Genomic DNA, 17,153 nt, shown 5'->3' on the forward strand with positions numbered 1-17,153 from the left:
CTGTCTCATGCCATTACGACAATTAATCCTTGTTCCGGCTCAGGGTTGGAAAATCTTATGGACAACAGCAAGCGCGGTCTGCCCCCGCTGGACTGGTTGAGAGTGTTCGAGGCCGCGGGCCGCTTGGGCGGCTTTTCGGCGGCAGCGCGCGAATTCGGTCTGACGCAGGCGGCCGTAAGCCAGCGGATCGGTAATCTCGAAGCCTGGTTGGGCCGGTCGCTGTTCGTGCGGCAGGCGCGCGGCGTTACCCTGACGGTCGAGGGCGAAGCCTATCTGCCCTTGGTGCAGGAGAGCCTGACCGCCTTGCAACGCAGCACCGAAGACCTGTTCGGCAAGTCGCCGCGCGAATTGCGGGTGGCCGGGATGAGCTCGCATATCAACGGCCTGATCGTCGCCCGGCTCGCGGGTTTTCACGCGGCCCATCCCGATGTTCGCCTGGTCACGGATTCCGTCGCGCGCCGGTCGGAACTGGACGAGGAGCGGACTTGGTTGCAGCTTCGGTTCGGACGCGGCCTCTGGCCGGGACGAGAGGCCGAGCGGATCGCGACAGAAGTGCTGACTCCCATGGCCGCACCGGGCGTGGACTGGGGCGCGCCGGTGATCGAATTGCGCGGGGAGCGCCCCGGCTGGCGGGACTGGCTGCGCGGCATGGACCGGCTCGATCTGCCTTCGGCGCAACTCAGCGTCGATTCCATGGGACATGCGCTGACCGCGGCGCAGCAAGGGCTTGGCGTGATCCTCGGCTCGGTTCCGCTTGCCCGCGACAAGCTGGAAACCGGTCAGTTGCGGCGCCTCGGCCTGCCGGAGTTGCACACGCGCGACGGCTATTGGCTGACCTGGCCCGAGGGTCGCCTGCAATCCCGCAAACAGAGGGCGCTGGTGAACGACCTGCTGGCCCTGCTTCGCGACCCCGAGTGATCCACTTCCCGACCTACGCCGTATCTACTGAACAAGCGGGGAGATCGAACGATGCGTATGTCGATGTTTGCGTTGACGGCGAGCTTGTTGATCGCCGGGCCGGCCTTTGCCGAATTCGCCAAGGTCAGGGACGAAGCCACCTTCCGCGAACTGGTGACCGGAAAGGTGCTGACCCGGCCGCTCATCCGTCTTCAGGTTCTGCCAGGTGGCGAGATCACCGGCACCGGCGCCACCCGCAAGGTCGCGGGCTCCTGGCGGTGGGAGAACGGTTTTTTCTGCCGCGACCTGTTCTGGGGCGAGCGTGAGCTTGGCTACAATTGCCAGGAAGTGCGTGTCATCGGCAGCACGATCCGCTTCACCGCGGACCGGGGCAAAGGCGCGTTCGCGGACTTTCGTTTGCGCGGCGACTGATTTGGCGCGACCGATTTGAACCTGCCCGATTCGGCTGTAATCTGCGGGCAGGAGATTTGTGATGCCCGAGTTTTTGACCCGCAGCTTGGCGGCCTTGGTTTTTTCTGTATTTTTGGCCGGAGGACTCGCGGCGCAAAGCCCGCAGGAGATCGTGCGGTGGATCTACGTTTCCCTGTCACAGCCGGGCCATTCGGGCATGTCGTACCTTTCCGCTCCCGAACAGCGGCAGAATTTCCTGTCTCCGCGCCTCGTTCGGTTCTTCGAGGCAAATGACAGCCATGGCGACGATCTGGCCGCGGCCTGCATCGACTTCGCGCTCGAGATTCCCGGCCAGGACTACGACTCCGCCGAGGTTCTCAGAACCCTGACGCTCGACACCGTGAATGACGGCGCGCGCCGAATCGTAAATGCGCGGTTCAGCAATTTTGGGCAGCCCGCCGTCGTCAGCTATGAGTTCACCGCAGTCCAGGGGCGCTGGCTGATCGACGATATAGCGGGCCAGGGGTGGCGCCTTTCACAGATTCCCTGCACACCCGCCAGGGCAGGAACCGCCCCCGCGACTGCGGCCACGCAGTACTGTTTTGCAAGGGACAGCTCCACGCTCAGGATCGAGCTCGACGCATCCGGACGAGGGAAGATCGATCTCGTGCTGGTGAGCGAAAGCGGTCATTCTTGCGGCGTCGTCGGCGCGCTGAACCCTATGCCGTCCGGCTGGTTCTTCCAGGAACGGCTGTATGACGGCAAGCTGTGCCACCTGGAACTGGAAGTCACGCAAGGCCAGGGCATCCGAATTCGCGACCGCGACCACGCGTGCAAATCCTATTACTGCGGGATGCGGGCCGCGATGGATGGGGCGGAATTTCCCCATTCGACCCAAGTCGATTGCGCACAGGTGCCGCGGGAGATGAACTGACCGGCTTCAGAAGTCGATGGCGATACCCTTCTTTTCCCAGTCGCCGTAGCGCGCGGGGTCGGGTCCGTCACGGCCACCCAATTCCTTCGGCGCGGGCTTTGCATTGGCCTCTGCCTTCTTTCTGCGTTCTTCAGCCTCGGCCAATGCGCGTTGCGCGGCGGGGGGCAAGTCTTTGCGGTCTTCGGCCATCGGGTCGGGTTCCTTTTCCATCCTTGCCTTGATATACGCCCGCGTCCGCCCAAGGCAATGCGGGCACCGATCACAGTCGAAAGGCGGCATTCATGGCAGACAGCGCAATATCGGCACGGCGCAGCGCAGTCTATCTGCTGGACCAGATACTGGGCGAAAGCCGATTGCTGTCAGAGTGTCTGTCCTCCGGCGCCCTGGACCGGTTGGAACCGGCGGACAAGGCCCGGGCGCAGCGTCTGGCGCTGGAAACCCTGCGCGGTCTGGAACGGGCCGACCGGTTGCTGAGTGGGCATCTGCAAAAAACCCCCGCCCTCACCGTTCAGAATGCGCTCCGGCTCGGAACCGTCGAATTGTGCCAGGGTGCGGCCGCGCATGGCGTGGTCAACGCGATGGTGGAGATCGTGGGGCGTTCGCGCAAGCATGGCCGGCTCAAGGGACTCGTCAATGCGGTCCTGCGCAAGATCGCTGCCGAAGGGCCCGAGGCCTGGCCGCGCATGCGCATTCCGCGCCTTCCCGGTTGGTTGCGCGCCCCTCTGATCGACGCCTGGGGTGAGGACGCCGTCAAGGGCATGGAGCACGCGCATTTTGCGGGCGCGCCGCTCGACCTGACACTGAAACCCGGTGCAAAGGGTCCGTCGGGCGATGTTCTGCCCACCGGAACGGTGCGGTTGCGCACGAGCCAGCAGGTGTCGGCACTGCCCGGCTTTTCCGAAGGGGACTGGTGGGTTCAGGATGCGGCTGCCGCAATACCGGTGCGGGTGTTGGCCCCGAAACCCGGCGAACGCGTGCTCGACCTCTGCGCGGCGCCGGGCGGAAAGACGATGCAACTGGCCGCGGCAGGTGCAGAGGTCACGGCGCTGGACCTGTCCGAAGCGCGCTTGACGCGACTGCGCGACAACCTGCGGCGGACCGGCCTGCGCGCCGAGGTGATCGCAGGCGATGCGCTGGAGCATTCGGGCGAATACGATGCCGTTTTGCTCGACGCGCCTTGCTCGGCTACCGGTACGATCCGGCGCCACCCGGATCTCCCCTTTGCCAAGGACGGATCGGACTTTGGCGCACTGATCGACCTGCAGACGCAGTTGTTGGCCCATGCCTGGGGCCTGGTCAAACCGGGCGGGCGGATGGTCTATTGCACCTGTTCCCTGTTGCCGGATGAAGGAGAGGTTCAGATCGCACAGGCGCTCGAGACCCGATCGGACATGCATGTCGATCCAACCGCGCTGGGCGTGCCCGGGGTCGAGCCGGATTGGATCACCGACGAAGGCGGGCTGCGCCTGCGCCCGGACTATTGGCCCGAGAGAGGCGGGATGGACGGGTTCTACATCGCCTGTCTGCGCAAAGGGTTCTGACGCCGACTCTTTTCGGTGACTCGTCCGGAATCACCGGTTATCCTCGGCTCCAAAACGCCCGCAGAGCGTGAGAGGCAGAGTCACCTGATGTCCGGCCCGGATTCATTAGCCAGCAGATGGACGCGGTTCCAGAACCGGTTGCAGATGCGCCTGACCCGGCGCCGCAAGGCATCCGGCGGCTTCGTATCCGACCCCGAGCCGCGCACGGTCGGATCCTATGCGCGCGGGCGTCAGCTGGTGGCCGGAAACCTGCTGTTCGCCGGTTATCTCGTGGAGTCCAAGGACAGCGGACTTTGGGAGGTCGCGGCCCCCAATGCCGCCTTCGACGCCGAGCGTCACGGCTTTGCCTGGCTCGATGATCTCGCGGCGGTCGGCGATCCGCAGTCGCGGGACAAGGCACAGGGTTGGCTGTGGGGATGGATCGAGACGCACGGGCGGACTTACGGGCCAGGCTGGGCCCCGAACCTTGTCGGGCGCAGGGTGATCCGATGGATCTATCACTCGGCGTTCCTGTTGCGGGGCGCCGATGAGGAACAACGTAACGCTTTCTTCCGCTCGCTCACCCACCAAACCTGGTACTTGACGAAACGCTGGCGGGCGACCGTTCCCGGGCTGCCGAGATTCGAGGCTCTGGCGGGGCTGATCCATGCCGCCCTGGCTTTGGAAGGTCTCGAAGGGCTGGCCGATCCGGCAATCAAGGCGCTCGGCAAGGAATGCGACGGGCAAATCGACAAATCAGGCGGTTTGCTGACCCGAAACCCCGAGGAATTGCTGGAGGTCTTCACCCTGCTGACCTGGACCGCCGCGGCCCTCCACGACGTTGGACGCGGAACGCCTGCCGCGCACAACGCCGCCATCAAGCGCATCGCACCGACGCTGCGCAGCCTGCGCCACATCGATGGGGGATTGGCCCGGTTTCACGGTGGCGGCCGGGGGATCGAAGGCCGCCTCGATCACGCCCTGGCGCAAAGCGGGGTCAAGCCGCAGCACCCGGTTGGGCTGTCCATGGGCTATGCCCGCCTGTCCGCCGGGCGGACCAGCGTGATCGTGGATGCCAGCCCGCCGCCTTCTGAAAAGGCGTCCTACAACGCCCATGCCTCGACTTTGGCCTTCGAGTTGACGTCGGGCCGACGGCCGCTGATCGTCAATTGCGGCTCGGGCGAAAGTTTCGGCGTGGAATGGCGGCGCGCCGGCCGGGCCACGCCCTCACACTCAACGCTCAGCGTGGACGGCTATTCCAGCGCCAGCCTCGCCCCACCCGAAACAGGCACCGAGCTCGAAGCGTTGGTCGGCGGCCCGACCAACGTCCCGGTCGAGATCGAAGACACGACCGCCGGCCAGCGGTTCCAGGGGGCGCATGACGGATACATCAAGGCGCTCGGCCTGACCCATGCGAGAATCCTGGACCTGAGCTTTGACGGTCGGACCCTGAAAGGCGAGGACATGCTGCTGGCCATGGGCGACGGTGCCAAGCGACGTTTCGACAGGGCGCTGGACGTATCGCAATTGTCCGGCATCGCCTTCGACATCCGCATGCATATGCACCCGGACGTGGACGCGGCGCTGGATCTTGGCGGGGCCGCCGTATCGATGGCGCTGCGAAGCGGGGAGATCTGGGTGTTCCGGCATGACGCGCAATGTGAATTGTCGGTGAAGCCAAGCGTTTACCTGGAAAAAGGCCGCCTCAAACCGCGCGCGACAAAACAGATCGTTCTCACCGGGCGCGCAATGGAGTATGCGACGCGCATCCGGTGGTCACTGAGCAAGGCGCAGGACACAGCAGTTGCCGTTCGCGACGTGAGCCGGGACGAACCCGAATTCGACTGATCCGCACAAGGACTCCAAGACACATGACCAACCTGCACCCCGTGCGCCGCGCGCTGATTTCCGTTTCCGACAAGACCGGGCTGATCGAACTGGGCAAGGCACTGGCGGAACAGGGCGTCGATCTGCTCTCCACCGGTGGAACGGCGCGGGCGCTGCGCGGTGCGGACCTGAGCGTCACCGACGTATCCGACGTGACCGGGTTCCCGGAAATGATGGACGGCCGCGTGAAGACGCTGCACCCGATGGTGCATGGCGGCCTGCTGGCGTTGCGCGACAACGACTCGCACGTTGCCGCGATGAATGAGCACGGCATCGGCGCAATCGATCTGCTTGTCGTGAACCTCTATCCGTTCGAGGACACCGTGGCGCAAGGTGCGGAATATGATGACTGCATCGAAAACATCGACATCGGCGGACCGGCCATGATCCGGGCGGCCGCAAAGAACCACGCCTTCGTCAATGTCGTCGTGGATGTCGAGGACTACGGCGCGCTGCTGTCCGAGCTTCGGGAACATGACGGCCAGACGACCTATGCATTCCGCCAGAGGTTGGCTCAGACGGCCTATGCCCGGACGGCGGCCTATGATGCGGCGGTCTCGGGCTGGATGGCCCAACAACTCGGGCAGGATGCGCCGCGTCGCGTCAGCTTTGCCGGACAGGTCGCACAGACCTTGCGCTATGGAGAGAACCCGCATCAAAAGGCGGCGTTCTACGTCGATGGTTCGGGCCGGCCCGGCGTCGCAACGGCGGTTCAGCATCAGGGCAAGGAACTGAGCTACAACAACATCAACGACACCGATGCGGCCTTTGAACTGGTCGCGGAGTTCGATCCGCGCGACAGCGCCGCCTGCGCCATCATCAAACACGCCAACCCCTGCGGAGTCGCCACCGGGGCCACGTTGCTGGACGCTTACAAGGCCGCGTTCGATTGCGACCGCACATCGGCGTTCGGCGGGATCGTCGCGCTCAACCGTCCGCTTGACGCGGAAACAGCGCAGGAGATTACCGGCATCTTCACCGAAGTGGTCATTGCGCCCGGCGCTTCGGACGAGGCCAAGGCGATCTTTGCCGCCAAGAAGAACCTGCGCCTGCTGACTACCGAGGCATTGCCGGATGTTCGGGCAAGCGGCAAGACCGTGCGGCAGGTCGCTGGCGGCCTGCTGGTGCAGGACAAGGACGACGGCTTTGTCGGCCTGGACGACCTCAAGGTGGTCACCAGGAAGGCGCCGACACCCGATCAGATGCGCGACCTGCTGTTCGCGTGGAAAGTCGCCAAGCACGTCAAGTCCAATGCCATCGTCTATGTCCAGAACGGCGCGACCGTGGGTGTCGGCGCGGGCCAGATGAGCCGGGTGGATTCGGCCCTGATCGCCGCCAGGAAGGCCGAGCGCATGGCCGAAACGCTGGGCCTTCCCGAACCGCTCACCATCGGCTCCGCCGTCGCATCGGACGCGTTCTTTCCCTTCCCCGACGGTTTGCTGGAGGCCGCGGCCGCAGGGGCGACCAGCGTGATTCAGCCAGGAGGATCCATGCGCGACGACGAGGTGATCGCAGCGGCTGACGAAGCGGGGCTGGCCATGGTCTTTACCGGTATGCGGCACTTCCGGCACTGATGCGCGGCGGGCCTTTGATCTGGGCCGCAACAGCGGCCATCGCGATCGACCAGATCAGCAAGTTTCTGGTCGTCCATGTCATGGATGTGGCCCATCGCGGCCAGATCGACGTTTTGCCGCCCCTTCTGGTCTTCCGCTATGGCGAGAACCGGGGCATCAACTTTGGCCTGTTTCAGGGCAACGGGGATGCAGGACGCTGGATTCTGATCGCTCTGTCGCTGGCCATCTGCGCCGCGGTGATCCTTTGGCTGCGCCGGTCGAACCCGTCGCGGCTCATGCTGGTCTGCGGCGGTTTGTTGATCGGCGGCGCGCTGGGCAACGTGGTGGACAGGGTCGTGTTCGGCTATGTCCAGGACTTCCTGAACATGTCGTGTTGCGGCATCCGCAATCCTTTCGTGTTCAACCTGGCGGACGTTTTCATCTTTGCCGGCGCGGTGGGGCTGGTTCTGTTCGACGGCAAAAAGGCCACGTGACGGGCCTTCGGAAATCGGCTAAAAGCGCCTGAAACAGGCTGGAGACAACCATGCGGATGCCGCTCGCGATAATCGTGATGACTGCTACGATTGCGGTTTCGGGATGCTCGAACCAGGGTCTCAAGAACATCCGGCCGCAGGGTACCGGGCCGGATGAATTCGCCGTCATGCCGGTCAAACCGCTGACCGCACCCAAGGATTACAAATTCCTGCCAGCGCCCACGCCCGGCGGAAGCAACCTGACCGATCCGAATCCGAACGAAGACGCGGTTCTGGCGCTCGGCGGAAGCGCCGCGGCTTTGAATGCGACCGGCGTACCGTCGTCGGACGGTGCGCTCGTCACCGCATCCAGCCGCTACGGCGTGCCGGCCAACACGCGACAGGTCGTGCAACAGGAAGATGCGGAGTTCCGCAAGCGCCAATCGCGGTTCACCCGTATCCGCCTGCTGCCCGTGGACCGGTACGAACAGGCATATCGCCGGCAATCCATCGATCCCTACAAACAGAACGAAGCGTTCAGACGGCAGGGATATGGCACGCCTTCCGCGCCGCCTTTCGGTGAATAATCCTTAACTTTCCGTCATCGGACTTGAACCGGCGCGGGGCCATCGTAGTTTGTCACCTGTAGATATACGGAGGACTCTGGATGGTTCGGGCTCTGGCACTGTCCACAGCACTGTGCGTCGCGACCCCCCTTCTGGCCGGGGAGGGCAAGGAGGAAGTGACGACCTTCACGCTCGACAACGGCATGGAAGTCGTGGTGATCGAGGATCACCGTGCACCCGCCGTGCAACATACCGTATGGTATCGGGCCGGGTCGGCCGACGAGCCGGTCGGCTCCTCGGGCGTTGCGCATTTCCTGGAACACCTTCTGTTCAAGGCAACCGACACCATGGAGGCCGGCGAACTGTCCGCGACCGTGGCCGCAAATGGCGGCACGGACAATGCCTTCACGTCCTATGACTACACCGCCTACTACCAGCGAGTCGCCGCCGACCGCCTGGAACTGATGATGCGGATGGAAGCGGACCGGATGCGCAACATCCGACTGACCGAGCGCGACATCGAAACCGAGCGCGACGTGATTCTGGAAGAACGCAACCAGCGTACCGAAAACAGCCCTCGCGCCCTGTTTTCGGAGCAGATGAACGCGGCGCAGTACCTCAACCATCGCTACGGCGTCCCGATCATCGGGTGGCGGCATGAGATGGAAGAATTGGACATGGAGGACGCGCTGTCGTTCTACCGAACCTACTATGCGCCCAACAACGCGATCCTGATCGTGACCGGAGACGTGGATCCTCAGGACGTCCGGGCGCTGGCCGAAAAACACTATGGCGCAATCCCGGCCAACCCGGACCTGCCGGAACGGATTCGATCGCAGGAACCACCGCAAACGGCCGAACGGCGTCTGACCTTCAGGGATCCGCGCGTGGCGCAGCCCTATGTGCATCGCTCCTATCTTGCTCCTGAAAGAGATCCCGGTGAGCAGGAAACGGCCGCCGCGCTCTATCTGCTGTCCGAGCTTCTTGGGGGCGGCACCACATCCTATCTGAACGAAAGGTTGCAACTGGACGAAAAGAAGGCCGTCTATGCCAGCGCCTTTTATCGTGGCACGTCGCTGGACGACACGACCTTCGACTTGATCGTGGTTCCGGCCGAAGGTGTCACATTGCAGGAGGCCGAAGAGGCTATGGATCAGGCCATTTCCGGTTTCGTCGCCAAGAGCGTCAATCAGGAAGATCTGGACCGGATCAAGATGCAGCTTCGCGCGGCCCAGATCTATGCCCGCGACAATGTGAACGACATCGGCAACCGGTACGGCCAGGCCTTGGCCAGCGGCTTGACCGTCGAAGACGTGCAGGCCTGGCCTGACCTGCTGCAGGCGGTGACGGGAGAAGAGATCATCGCGGCGGCGCGCGAGGTTCTGCGCCCCGAAACCTCCGTGACCGGATGGCTGATGCGCGGTGAAGAGGTGACACAATGAGACCGTTCCTCGCTTCCCTGGTCGCCCTGATCCTGGCCTTGCCCGCATGGGCCGAGGTCGAGATTCAGGAAGTGACCTCTCCCTCCGGCATCCAGGCCTGGCTGGTCGAGGAGCATTCGATGCCCTTCACCGCGCTGGAAATCCGTTTCCGCGGCGGCACGTCCCTGGACGACCCGGACAAGCGTGGCGCGGTCTACCTGATGAGCGGGCTGCTTGAAGAAGGCGCCGGCGAGATGGATGCCCGGACCTATGCGCGAGAGCTTGAATCGCTGGCCGCGTCCTTCCGGTACAATGCCACGGATGATTCCGTCGCCATTTCCGCGCAATTCCTGACCGAAAACCGTGACGAGGTCATCGAACTGCTGCGCACCACGATTCACGAACCGCGTTTCGATCAGGACGCGATCGACCGGGTGCGCGCGCAGGTGCTGTCGGGTCTCAAATCGGACGAGAACGATCCCAACGACATTGCCGGCCTGAACTTTGCCAGGATGGCCTATGGGGATCATCCCTACGGCACGGACGGCAAGGGCACGATGGAAAGCGTATCGGCCCTGACGCGCGACGATATCATTGCCGCCTACGAGAGCGTGTTCGCCCGCGACCGGCTGTATGTCGGAGCCGTGGGCGACATCACCCCTGAGGAACTCGGCGCGTTGCTCGACAGGTTGCTGGCCGACCTGCCCGAGGCCGGCAAGCCGATACCAGGCAAGGCCCAAGTCAACATTCCAGGCGGGGTCAGCGTGGTGGAATTCGACACGCCGCAATCCGTGGCCTTGTTTGCGCAAAAGGGGATCGACCGGCACGATCCGGACTTTTTTGCAGCCTATATCCTGAACCACATCATCGGCGGCGGCGGGTTCGAAAGCCGGCTGATGCAGGAGGTGCGCGAAAAGCGCGGGCTGACCTATGGCGTGTATTCCTATCTGGTGCCCAAGGATCTGGCGTCGGTCTATCTGGGTTCGGTGGCCTCGGGCAACGACCGCATCGCCGAAGCCATCGACGTGATCCGCGCCGAATGGCAGCGCGCGGCGACGGAGGGCGTAACGGAAAAAGAACTGCAAGACGCCAAGACTTACCTGACTGGCGCTTATCCCCTGCGTTTCACCGGCAACGGCCAGATTGCGGGGATCATGGTGGGTATGCAGATGGAGGGCTTGCCCATCGACTACATCGCGACCCGCAACGACAAGGTGAACGCGGTGACGCTGGACGAGATCAACCACGTCGCCCGCGAGTTGCTCGACCCCGACGGGCTGCATTTCACCGTGGTCGGCAAGCCGGTGGGGCTGGAGACGACGAACTGACCGGAAGGGGGCTGAGCGGCGCTCAGCCCTTTTTGCCTTTGGCCGCCCGCAGCATCTGGCCGATCATCTGCCCCGGCCGGCCCGAGCCGCGCTGATACAATGCGCCGTCAACCGCCATCACGGTGCCGCTGATGTAGTTGGCCATGTCCGAGCCAAGAAACAGGCAGGCATTGGCCACGTCCTGCGGGGTGCCCCAGCGGCCCAGCGGCACGTCGGACTTGAACTTTTCTTCCGCTTCCGGCGTCGGCGCCAGCCGTTTCGCGCCCTCGGTGCCCTCGATGAAGCCCGGCACCACCGAGTTCACGCGGATGCCTTCCACGCCCCATTCCATCGACAGGGTGCGGGTGATCTGATCGACGCCCGCCTTGGCGGCGCAGACATGCGACTGGCCCTCGTAGGGCAGATAGGATTGAGGGGCCGAGATGTTGATGATGCTGGCGCCGGGTCGCTTGAGATAGGGATAGGCGCCCTTCATCACATGGACGGTTCCCATCAGGTCGATCTCGACCACGGTGCGGAAAGCGTTCACCGACATCTCCGCCATCAGCGCCGGGAAATTGCCCGCCGCCCCGGAAACCAGCACGTCGAACTCGCCGAGCGCCGCGTGGAATTGTTTCAGCCCGGCCGCGACCGCCTCGGGGTCGCGCACGTCAAAGGCCGCGCCGATGGCTTCGGCCGCGCCCGCCGCCTTCAGCGCCGCGACCGTGTCATCCACCTTCTCCTGCGAGCGGCTGGCCACGGCCAGTTTCGCGCCCGAGGTCGCGAAGGCCTCGGCGATGCCCCGATTGATGCCGCTGGTCCCGCCGATGACGATGACCGTCTTTCCCGCAAAGTCCATGTAGAGCCTCCCGCTTTGGAAGGGGCCCTACTCGCCGTAGGGCACCCAGATGTTCTTGATCTCGGTCGCAGCCTGCAGGAAGCGGCGGGTGTGGTCCATGCCCCAATCGAATGCCGTCGCGTTATTGACCCAGGTCCGTTTCAGGTTCCCGGCCGAGACGACCTCGATCTGCGCCGAAAGGTCCGATGACGAGAAGGACCAGACCGCATCCACGTTCAGATGCGAGGCCAGCGGTTTGGCCAGTTCCTCGTGGCTGCCCGTCAGGATGTTGACAACGCCTGCGGGTACGTCCGAGGTGTCCAGCACCTGATAGAAATCGGTGGCCGCCAGCGGATAGGGCTCGGACGCCACCAGAACCACCCGGTTGCCCATCGCGATCGCCGGGGCCATGGCCGAGACCAGACCCAGCAGTGGCGCCTCATCCGCACAGAGCGCGCCGATCACGCCCACCGGTTCCTTCATCGCAATCGCCACGCCGCGGATCGGAACGCCATGCACCTTTCCGTCATACTTGTCGGCCCAGGCGGCGGCGGTGAACAGGCGCTGGATCGCGGCGTCGACCTCTTTCGCACCGTCCTTGCGGCCGGTCATCGCGTCGATGCGATGCGCGAACTCCTCGGCGCGGGCCGAGAGGTTCTCGCCGATGTAATACAGGATCTGTGCCCGCAGATGGCCGGTGGACTTGGACCAGCCCTTTGCCCCCGCCGCGGCCTCGACCGCGTTGCGCACATCCTTGCGGTTGGCCAGACCCACATGGCCCAGCAGCCCCGCCTTGCCCCAGACCGCGCGGGAATAGCCGCCATCGGGCCGCGCCTGCTTGCCGCCGATATAGAGCTTTGCGGTGCGGTCGACCGGATCGACCGGGCCACCTTCGCCCACGACGGGTTCGATCTTGTCCAGCGGCTTGGTTTTACCCTTGGGCTTGGTATAGGCGCTCAGCCCTTCCCAGCCGCCTTCACGGCCAAATCCGCTTTCGCGCACGCCGCCAAAGCCCGCGGCCGCGTCGAACAGGTTGGTGGCATTGACCCAGACCACGCCCGCGACCAGCTTGGGCGCGATGTCCAGCGCAAGGTTGACGTTCTCGGTCCAGACCGTGGCCGCCAGCCCATAGCGGGTGTTGTTGGCCAGTTCGACCGCCTCGGCCGGGGTGCGGAAGGTCGATGAGACCAGAACCGGGCCAAAGATCTCCTCCTGCATCAGCGGGTCCGAGGTTTCGAGGCCGGTGATCAGCGTCGGCGGGTAGTAGCAGCCGTTCGCGGGCAACTCACAGGCGGGCTGGTAAACCTGGCCCACCGCGTTGGCCTCGACCATCGACTTGATGGTCTGCAGCTGTACCGGGTCCACCACGGCACCCACGTCGATACATTTGTCCAGCGGGTTGCCGATGCGCAGCGTGTCCATACGCGCGCGCAGCTTGGCGTAGAACCGCTCGGCGATGCCCTCCTGCACCAGCAGGCGCGAACCAGCACAGCAGACCTGGCCTTGGTTGAACCAGATCGCATCGACCAGACCTTCGATGGCTGAATCGATGTCGGCATCGTCAAAGACGATATAGGGCGACTTGCCCCCCAGCTCGAGCGTCAGGGCCTTGCCCGACCCGGCGGTGGCCTCGCGGATGCGGCGGCCCACGATGGTCGAACCGGTAAAGGCGATCTTGTCCACGTCTGCCTTCACGATCATCTCCCCCACCGCGCCGTCGCCGGTGACGATGTTGACGACGCCCTTGGGCAGGCCAGCCTGCATGCAGATATCGGCAAACAACAGCGCCGTCAGCGAGGTGTATTCGGCCGGTTTCAGCACCACCGTGTTGCCCATGGCCAGCGCCGGGGCCACCTTCCACGCCAGCATCAGCAGCGGGAAGTTCCACGGGATGATCTGGCCGCAGACCCCCAGCGCCTGCGCGTCGGGCAGCTCGCTTTCCATCAGCTGGGCCATGCCCGCGTGATAGTAGAAATGCCGCTGCACCAGCGGAATGTCGATGTCGCGCGATTCCCGGATCGGCTTGCCGTTGTCCAGCGTCTCGAGCACCGCGAACAGGCGGGCGTGTTTCTGGATCAGCCGTGCGATGGCATAGAGGCAACGGGCGCGGGCGGGGCCGCCCAGCTTTTCCCATTTGGGCTGGGCCTTTCGCGCGGCGGCTACGGCGGCGTCCACATCGGCCTGGGTGGCTTGGGTTAGGGTCGCCAGAACCTCGCCCGTGGCCGGGTTGCGGCTTTCAAACCCTTGGCCGGGCTTGGTGAAGGCGCCGTCGATGAAATGGCCGAACTTGTCGCCCTGATCGACCAGCCATGCCAGGGCCTCGGCGGCGCTTTCCGGGGCGGGTCCGTATTCCATGGTCTCGAAAATCTCTTTAACTGTCATTGTTCCTGTCCTCAGCCCATCGGGTGCCGGTAGCCGGCCGAGTAGGCCCCGGTGACGTGATGTTCCAGCTGCCGCTCGATATCGCCCAACAGCGATGAGGCGCCAAAGCGGAACAGGTCGGGTTGCAGCCAGCGGTCGCCCAGCTCGTCCTTGATCAGCGAAAGGTAGACCAGCGCGTCCTTGGCCTTGGAGATCCCGCCCGCGGGCTTGTAGCCCACGCGATAGCCGGTGCGGTCGTAAAAGTCGCGGATCGCGCGGATCATCACCAGCGACACGGGCAGGGTGGCGTTGACGCTTTCCTTGCCGGTCGAGGTCTTGATGAAATCGGCCCCCGCCATCATGCACACCAGCGAGGCGCGCGCCACGTTGCGCAGGCTGCCCAGCTCGCCGGTGGCGAGGATCGCTTTGACATGCGCCTCGCCGCAGGCGTCGCGAAACGCCTTCATCTCGTCATACAGCGCCTGCCAGTCGCCTTTCAGCACATGGCGGCGCGAGATCACGATATCGATCTCCTCGGCCCCGGCCTTGACGCTTTCCTCAATCTCGGCCACGCGCAGGTGAAAGGGCGACAGACCCGCCGGAAAGCCGGTGGAGACGGCCGCGATCGGAATGCCGGTGCCTGTCAGCGCATCCACCGCCGTTTCGATCATGTCGTGATAGACACAAACCGCGCCGGTGGTGATCGGCGGCATGTCCAGCGCTTCCAGCAGATGCGGCGCCACCGGCTGGCGGGCCTTGGCGCACAGGCGGCGCACCCGGCCTTCGGTGTCGTCGCCTGACAAGGTGGTCAGGTCGATCATGGTGATCGCCTTCAGCAGCCAGGCCGCCTGATACTCTTTCTTGACCGACCGGCGCCCGGGCAGGGTCGCGGCCCGGCGTTCGATGGCCGAGGTATTGGCCTGCACGGCGCGCACCCAGTCCAGATCCAGATCCATGCCGGGGTTCCGGGGCTCGGTCACTTGCGGCAGATGCGCGGCGCGCTCAAGGCTCTGCGTTTCCATCATCGCTTCCTTTGGGAGGTTTCCCGCCAAAATCGCATGAGCCGCGCTGCAATGGCAAGCGAAGGCGCAGCCCTGTTCGGATTTTTTTGACCAAATGGACAAATCAGGTATTTTCTTGCGAATAATTCTCAATTGCGTTGACTTAGTTGCGAATGGTTCGCATATTCTATCTCAAGTAGACACCAAGCAGTGGGATTACCGATGATTCGTCGCAGCTTTCTTGCAGCCGCTGTCATGGCCGCGTCTATGCCGCTGGCCGCATGGGCCGATGCACCGCTCAAGGTCGTCGCCACGACCGGCATGATTGCGGACGCCGCGCGTCAGGTGGGCGGCGATGAGGTCGAGGTGACAGGGCTGATGGGACCGGGTGTCGATCCTCACGCCTACCGTCAGACCCGCAGCGACATCGTTGCAATGACCCGCGCCGACCTTGTGTTGTGGCATGGTCTCTATCTGGAAGCGCAGATGGAAGACTTCTTCCACGATCTCGGACGAAAGCGGAACGTGGTGGCCGTCGCGGAAGCCATCGACAAGTCCAAATTGCGCGCCCATGACGACTACGCCGACAAGTACGATCCGCACGTTTGGATGACGCCCGAACTCTGGCGCGACGTCGTCATCGAAGTGCAGCGCGCGCTGACCGAGACGCGACCCGACTCCGCGGAGGTATTTGCGCTCAATGCCCAAAAGCACCTGGACGAGCTCGATCGGTTGACCGATTACGCAAGAACCACGCTGTCGCGCGTACCCGAACCCAACAGGGTACTGGTCACGGCGCATGACGCCTTTGGATATTTCGGAGAAAGCTTCGGGTTCGAAGTGATGGGCATTCAGGGCATCTCGACCCAGTCCGAAGCCGGCTTGAACCGGATCGGCGAGTTGGTGGACACGCTGGTGGAGCGCCGGATTTCAGCGGTCTTTGTCGAAAGCTCGGTCTCGGACCGTTCGATGCGGGCCTTGATCGAGGGCGCGGCGGCCAAGGGCCACGTGGTGCAGGTGGGCGGCGAGCTGTTCTCGGACGCGATGGGCGACGAGGGCACCTATGAAGGCACGTATGTCGGAATGCTCGACCACAACGTAACCGTGATCGCCGGGGCGCTGGGCGCCGAGGTGCCCGCGCGGGGCATGAACGGCAAATTGTCGGCGGGGTTCTGAGCCATGCTCGAACTGGCCACCGACCAGGGGACCGCCGTTGCACAGCCGGATTCGGCGCAAAGCCCGCTGACGATCCGAGGCATGACGGTCTCCTATGGCCAGAAACCGGCGGTCTTCTCGGTCGACATGACGGTACCGCAAGGCTCCATGACCGCCATCATCGGTCCGAACGGTGCCGGGAAATCCACCTTGCTGAAAGCTGCGTTGGGGATCGTCACTCCGCTCTCGGGCCACGTGTCGGTCTATGGTCGCCCGTTGGAGAGCCAGCGCGCCCGCATTGCCTATGTCCCGCAACGCGCGAGTGTCGATTGGGATTTTCCCACCCGTGTTCTAGACGTGGTCCTGATGGGGCTGTACCGCCAACTCGGACTGTTGGGCCGGGTCCGCGCGCGGCATGTTGCCAAGGCCATGGACTGCCTGAACCGTGTCGGCATGCGGGACTTCGCCGACCGCCAGATCGGCCAGTTGTCGGGCGGGCAGCAGCAGCGTGTCTTTCTGGCCCGCGCCCTGGCGCAGGACGCGGATCTGTATCTGCTTGACGAACCCTTTGCCGGGGTGGATGCCGCCACCGAAAAGGCGATCATCGCCGTTCTGAAGGCGCTGAAAACGTCGGACAAGACGGTGGTGGCGGTGCATCACGATCTGGCCACAGTGACCGACTATTTCGACCACGTGTTCCTGATCAACACGCGCAAGGTGGCCGAGGGGCCGGTGGCCGACGCTTTCACCGCCGAAACGCTGCAGGCCACCTATGGCGGTCGATTGGCGACCGCGCAGATCGACCAGATCTCGGCTGCCCTGGGGTAGC

At 64.2% G+C, this 17,153-nt stretch carries 16 protein-coding genes; 12 read left to right on the forward strand and 4 right to left on the reverse strand.

Annotation, left to right across the window (positions count from 1 at the left end; translation table 11 throughout):
* Positions 1-57: 57 nt before the first annotated feature.
* The 3 genes from AC2FNJ_RS08825 to AC2FNJ_RS08835 all read left to right on the forward strand — a co-directional run bounded on the left by AC2FNJ_RS08825 (position 58) and on the right by AC2FNJ_RS08835 (position 2,242).
* A complete protein-coding gene (locus AC2FNJ_RS08825; protein WP_496763856.1) occupies positions 58-918 on the forward strand; it encodes a LysR family transcriptional regulator in 861 nt (286 codons plus the stop codon).
* A 51-nt stretch (positions 919-969) separates the two neighbouring features.
* Entirely contained in the window at positions 970-1,329 is a 360-nt protein-coding gene (locus tag AC2FNJ_RS08830) for a dihydrodipicolinate reductase (RefSeq protein ID WP_496763857.1), read from the forward strand.
* Between the two features lie 61 nt (positions 1,330-1,390).
* A complete protein-coding gene (locus AC2FNJ_RS08835) occupies positions 1,391-2,242 on the forward strand; it encodes a hypothetical protein (RefSeq protein WP_496763858.1) in 852 nt (283 codons plus the stop codon).
* A 6-nt stretch (positions 2,243-2,248) separates the two neighbouring features.
* Here AC2FNJ_RS08835 and AC2FNJ_RS08840 read toward each other — a convergent pair whose 3' ends face one another.
* On the reverse strand, positions 2,249-2,431 hold the full coding sequence (locus AC2FNJ_RS08840) for a DUF1674 domain-containing protein (protein ID WP_496763859.1): 183 nt from the start codon (positions 2,429-2,431) through the stop codon (positions 2,249-2,251).
* A gap of 92 nt (positions 2,432-2,523) precedes the next feature.
* On the opposite strand from AC2FNJ_RS08840, the gene AC2FNJ_RS08845 reads away from it, so the two are divergent.
* From AC2FNJ_RS08845 to AC2FNJ_RS08875, 7 genes are all read left to right on the forward strand, one after another.
* Positions 2,524-3,783 carry an RsmB/NOP family class I SAM-dependent RNA methyltransferase gene (locus AC2FNJ_RS08845; protein ID WP_496763860.1) on the forward strand — a complete coding sequence of 420 codons (1,260 nt, stop codon included), beginning with the start codon at positions 2,524-2,526 and terminating at the stop codon, positions 3,781-3,783.
* Between the two features lie 87 nt (positions 3,784-3,870).
* The gene (locus AC2FNJ_RS08850; RefSeq protein ID WP_496763861.1) at positions 3,871-5,610 is read left to right on the forward strand and encodes a heparinase II/III family protein; all 1,740 of its coding nucleotides are present in this window, start codon (positions 3,871-3,873) and stop codon (positions 5,608-5,610) included.
* A gap of 23 nt (positions 5,611-5,633) precedes the next feature.
* Entirely contained in the window at positions 5,634-7,223 is a 1,590-nt protein-coding gene (gene purH, locus AC2FNJ_RS08855) for a bifunctional phosphoribosylaminoimidazolecarboxamide formyltransferase/IMP cyclohydrolase (RefSeq protein ID WP_496763862.1), read from the forward strand.
* The gene (lspA, locus tag AC2FNJ_RS08860; RefSeq protein WP_496763863.1) at positions 7,223-7,696 is read left to right on the forward strand and encodes a signal peptidase II; all 474 of its coding nucleotides are present in this window, start codon (positions 7,223-7,225) and stop codon (positions 7,694-7,696) included. The genes purH and lspA overlap by 1 nt, the downstream gene beginning before the upstream one ends.
* Before the next feature lie 50 nt (positions 7,697-7,746).
* Positions 7,747-8,262, forward strand: a complete 516-nt coding sequence (locus tag AC2FNJ_RS08865) for a DUF3035 domain-containing protein (protein WP_496763864.1) — start codon at positions 7,747-7,749, stop codon at positions 8,260-8,262.
* 80 nt (positions 8,263-8,342) lie between these two features.
* Complete coding sequence (locus tag AC2FNJ_RS08870) at positions 8,343-9,683, forward strand: M16 family metallopeptidase (protein WP_496763865.1); 1,341 nt, start codon at positions 8,343-8,345, stop codon at positions 9,681-9,683.
* Positions 9,680-10,990, forward strand: a complete 1,311-nt coding sequence (locus AC2FNJ_RS08875) for a M16 family metallopeptidase (RefSeq protein ID WP_496763866.1) — start codon at positions 9,680-9,682, stop codon at positions 10,988-10,990. Before AC2FNJ_RS08870 ends, AC2FNJ_RS08875 begins: the two co-directional genes overlap by 4 nt.
* A gap of 22 nt (positions 10,991-11,012) precedes the next feature.
* Here AC2FNJ_RS08875 and AC2FNJ_RS08880 read toward each other — a convergent pair whose 3' ends face one another.
* From AC2FNJ_RS08880 to deoC, 3 genes are read right to left on the reverse strand one after another with little or no spacing between them, the layout of a single operon-like run.
* On the reverse strand, positions 11,013-11,828 hold the full coding sequence (locus AC2FNJ_RS08880; RefSeq protein WP_496763867.1) for an SDR family oxidoreductase: 816 nt from the start codon (positions 11,826-11,828) through the stop codon (positions 11,013-11,015).
* Positions 11,829-11,855: 27 nt separating this feature from the next.
* The gene (locus AC2FNJ_RS08885; RefSeq protein WP_496763868.1) at positions 11,856-14,189 is read right to left on the reverse strand and encodes an aldehyde dehydrogenase family protein; all 2,334 of its coding nucleotides are present in this window, start codon (positions 14,187-14,189) and stop codon (positions 11,856-11,858) included.
* A gap of 11 nt (positions 14,190-14,200) precedes the next feature.
* Complete coding sequence (deoC, locus tag AC2FNJ_RS08890) at positions 14,201-15,190, reverse strand: deoxyribose-phosphate aldolase (RefSeq protein WP_496763869.1); 990 nt, start codon at positions 15,188-15,190, stop codon at positions 14,201-14,203.
* Positions 15,191-15,391: 201 nt separating this feature from the next.
* On the opposite strand from deoC, the gene AC2FNJ_RS08895 reads away from it, so the two are divergent.
* On the forward strand, positions 15,392-16,345 hold the full coding sequence (locus AC2FNJ_RS08895) for a metal ABC transporter solute-binding protein, Zn/Mn family (RefSeq protein WP_496763870.1): 954 nt from the start codon (positions 15,392-15,394) through the stop codon (positions 16,343-16,345).
* A gap of 3 nt (positions 16,346-16,348) precedes the next feature.
* Entirely contained in the window at positions 16,349-17,152 is an 804-nt protein-coding gene (locus tag AC2FNJ_RS08900) for a metal ABC transporter ATP-binding protein (RefSeq protein WP_496763871.1), read from the forward strand.
* Position 17,153 lies beyond the last annotated feature (1 nt).

It is taken from the genome of Ruegeria sp. BHSB196, from assembly GCF_059613135.1.

What these genes read in the sequence shown, in the direction of transcription:
- AC2FNJ_RS08825 (WP_496763856.1), top strand. Translation starts at nt 58, where the DNA reads ATGGACAACAGCAAGCGCGGTCTGCCCCCGCTGGACTGGTTGAGAGTG.
- AC2FNJ_RS08830 (WP_496763857.1), top strand. Translation starts at nt 970, where the DNA reads ATGCGTATGTCGATGTTTGCGTTGACGGCGAGCTTGTTGATCGCCGGG.
- AC2FNJ_RS08835 (WP_496763858.1), top strand. Translation starts at nt 1,391, where the DNA reads ATGCCCGAGTTTTTGACCCGCAGCTTGGCGGCCTTGGTTTTTTCTGTA.
- AC2FNJ_RS08840 (WP_496763859.1), bottom strand. Translation starts at nt 2,431, where the DNA reads ATGGCCGAAGACCGCAAAGACTTGCCCCCCGCCGCGCAACGCGCATTG.
- AC2FNJ_RS08845 (WP_496763860.1), top strand. Translation starts at nt 2,524, where the DNA reads ATGGCAGACAGCGCAATATCGGCACGGCGCAGCGCAGTCTATCTGCTG.
- AC2FNJ_RS08850 (WP_496763861.1), top strand. Translation starts at nt 3,871, where the DNA reads ATGTCCGGCCCGGATTCATTAGCCAGCAGATGGACGCGGTTCCAGAAC.
- purH (WP_496763862.1), top strand. Translation starts at nt 5,634, where the DNA reads ATGACCAACCTGCACCCCGTGCGCCGCGCGCTGATTTCCGTTTCCGAC.
- lspA (WP_496763863.1), top strand. Translation starts at nt 7,223, where the DNA reads ATGCGCGGCGGGCCTTTGATCTGGGCCGCAACAGCGGCCATCGCGATC.
- AC2FNJ_RS08865 (WP_496763864.1), top strand. Translation starts at nt 7,747, where the DNA reads ATGCGGATGCCGCTCGCGATAATCGTGATGACTGCTACGATTGCGGTT.
- AC2FNJ_RS08870 (WP_496763865.1), top strand. Translation starts at nt 8,343, where the DNA reads ATGGTTCGGGCTCTGGCACTGTCCACAGCACTGTGCGTCGCGACCCCC.
- AC2FNJ_RS08875 (WP_496763866.1), top strand. Translation starts at nt 9,680, where the DNA reads ATGAGACCGTTCCTCGCTTCCCTGGTCGCCCTGATCCTGGCCTTGCCC.
- AC2FNJ_RS08880 (WP_496763867.1), bottom strand. Translation starts at nt 11,828, where the DNA reads ATGGACTTTGCGGGAAAGACGGTCATCGTCATCGGCGGGACCAGCGGC.
- AC2FNJ_RS08885 (WP_496763868.1), bottom strand. Translation starts at nt 14,189, where the DNA reads ATGACAGTTAAAGAGATTTTCGAGACCATGGAATACGGACCCGCCCCG.
- deoC (WP_496763869.1), bottom strand. Translation starts at nt 15,190, where the DNA reads ATGGAAACGCAGAGCCTTGAGCGCGCCGCGCATCTGCCGCAAGTGACC.
- AC2FNJ_RS08895 (WP_496763870.1), top strand. Translation starts at nt 15,392, where the DNA reads ATGATTCGTCGCAGCTTTCTTGCAGCCGCTGTCATGGCCGCGTCTATG.
- AC2FNJ_RS08900 (WP_496763871.1), top strand. Translation starts at nt 16,349, where the DNA reads ATGCTCGAACTGGCCACCGACCAGGGGACCGCCGTTGCACAGCCGGAT.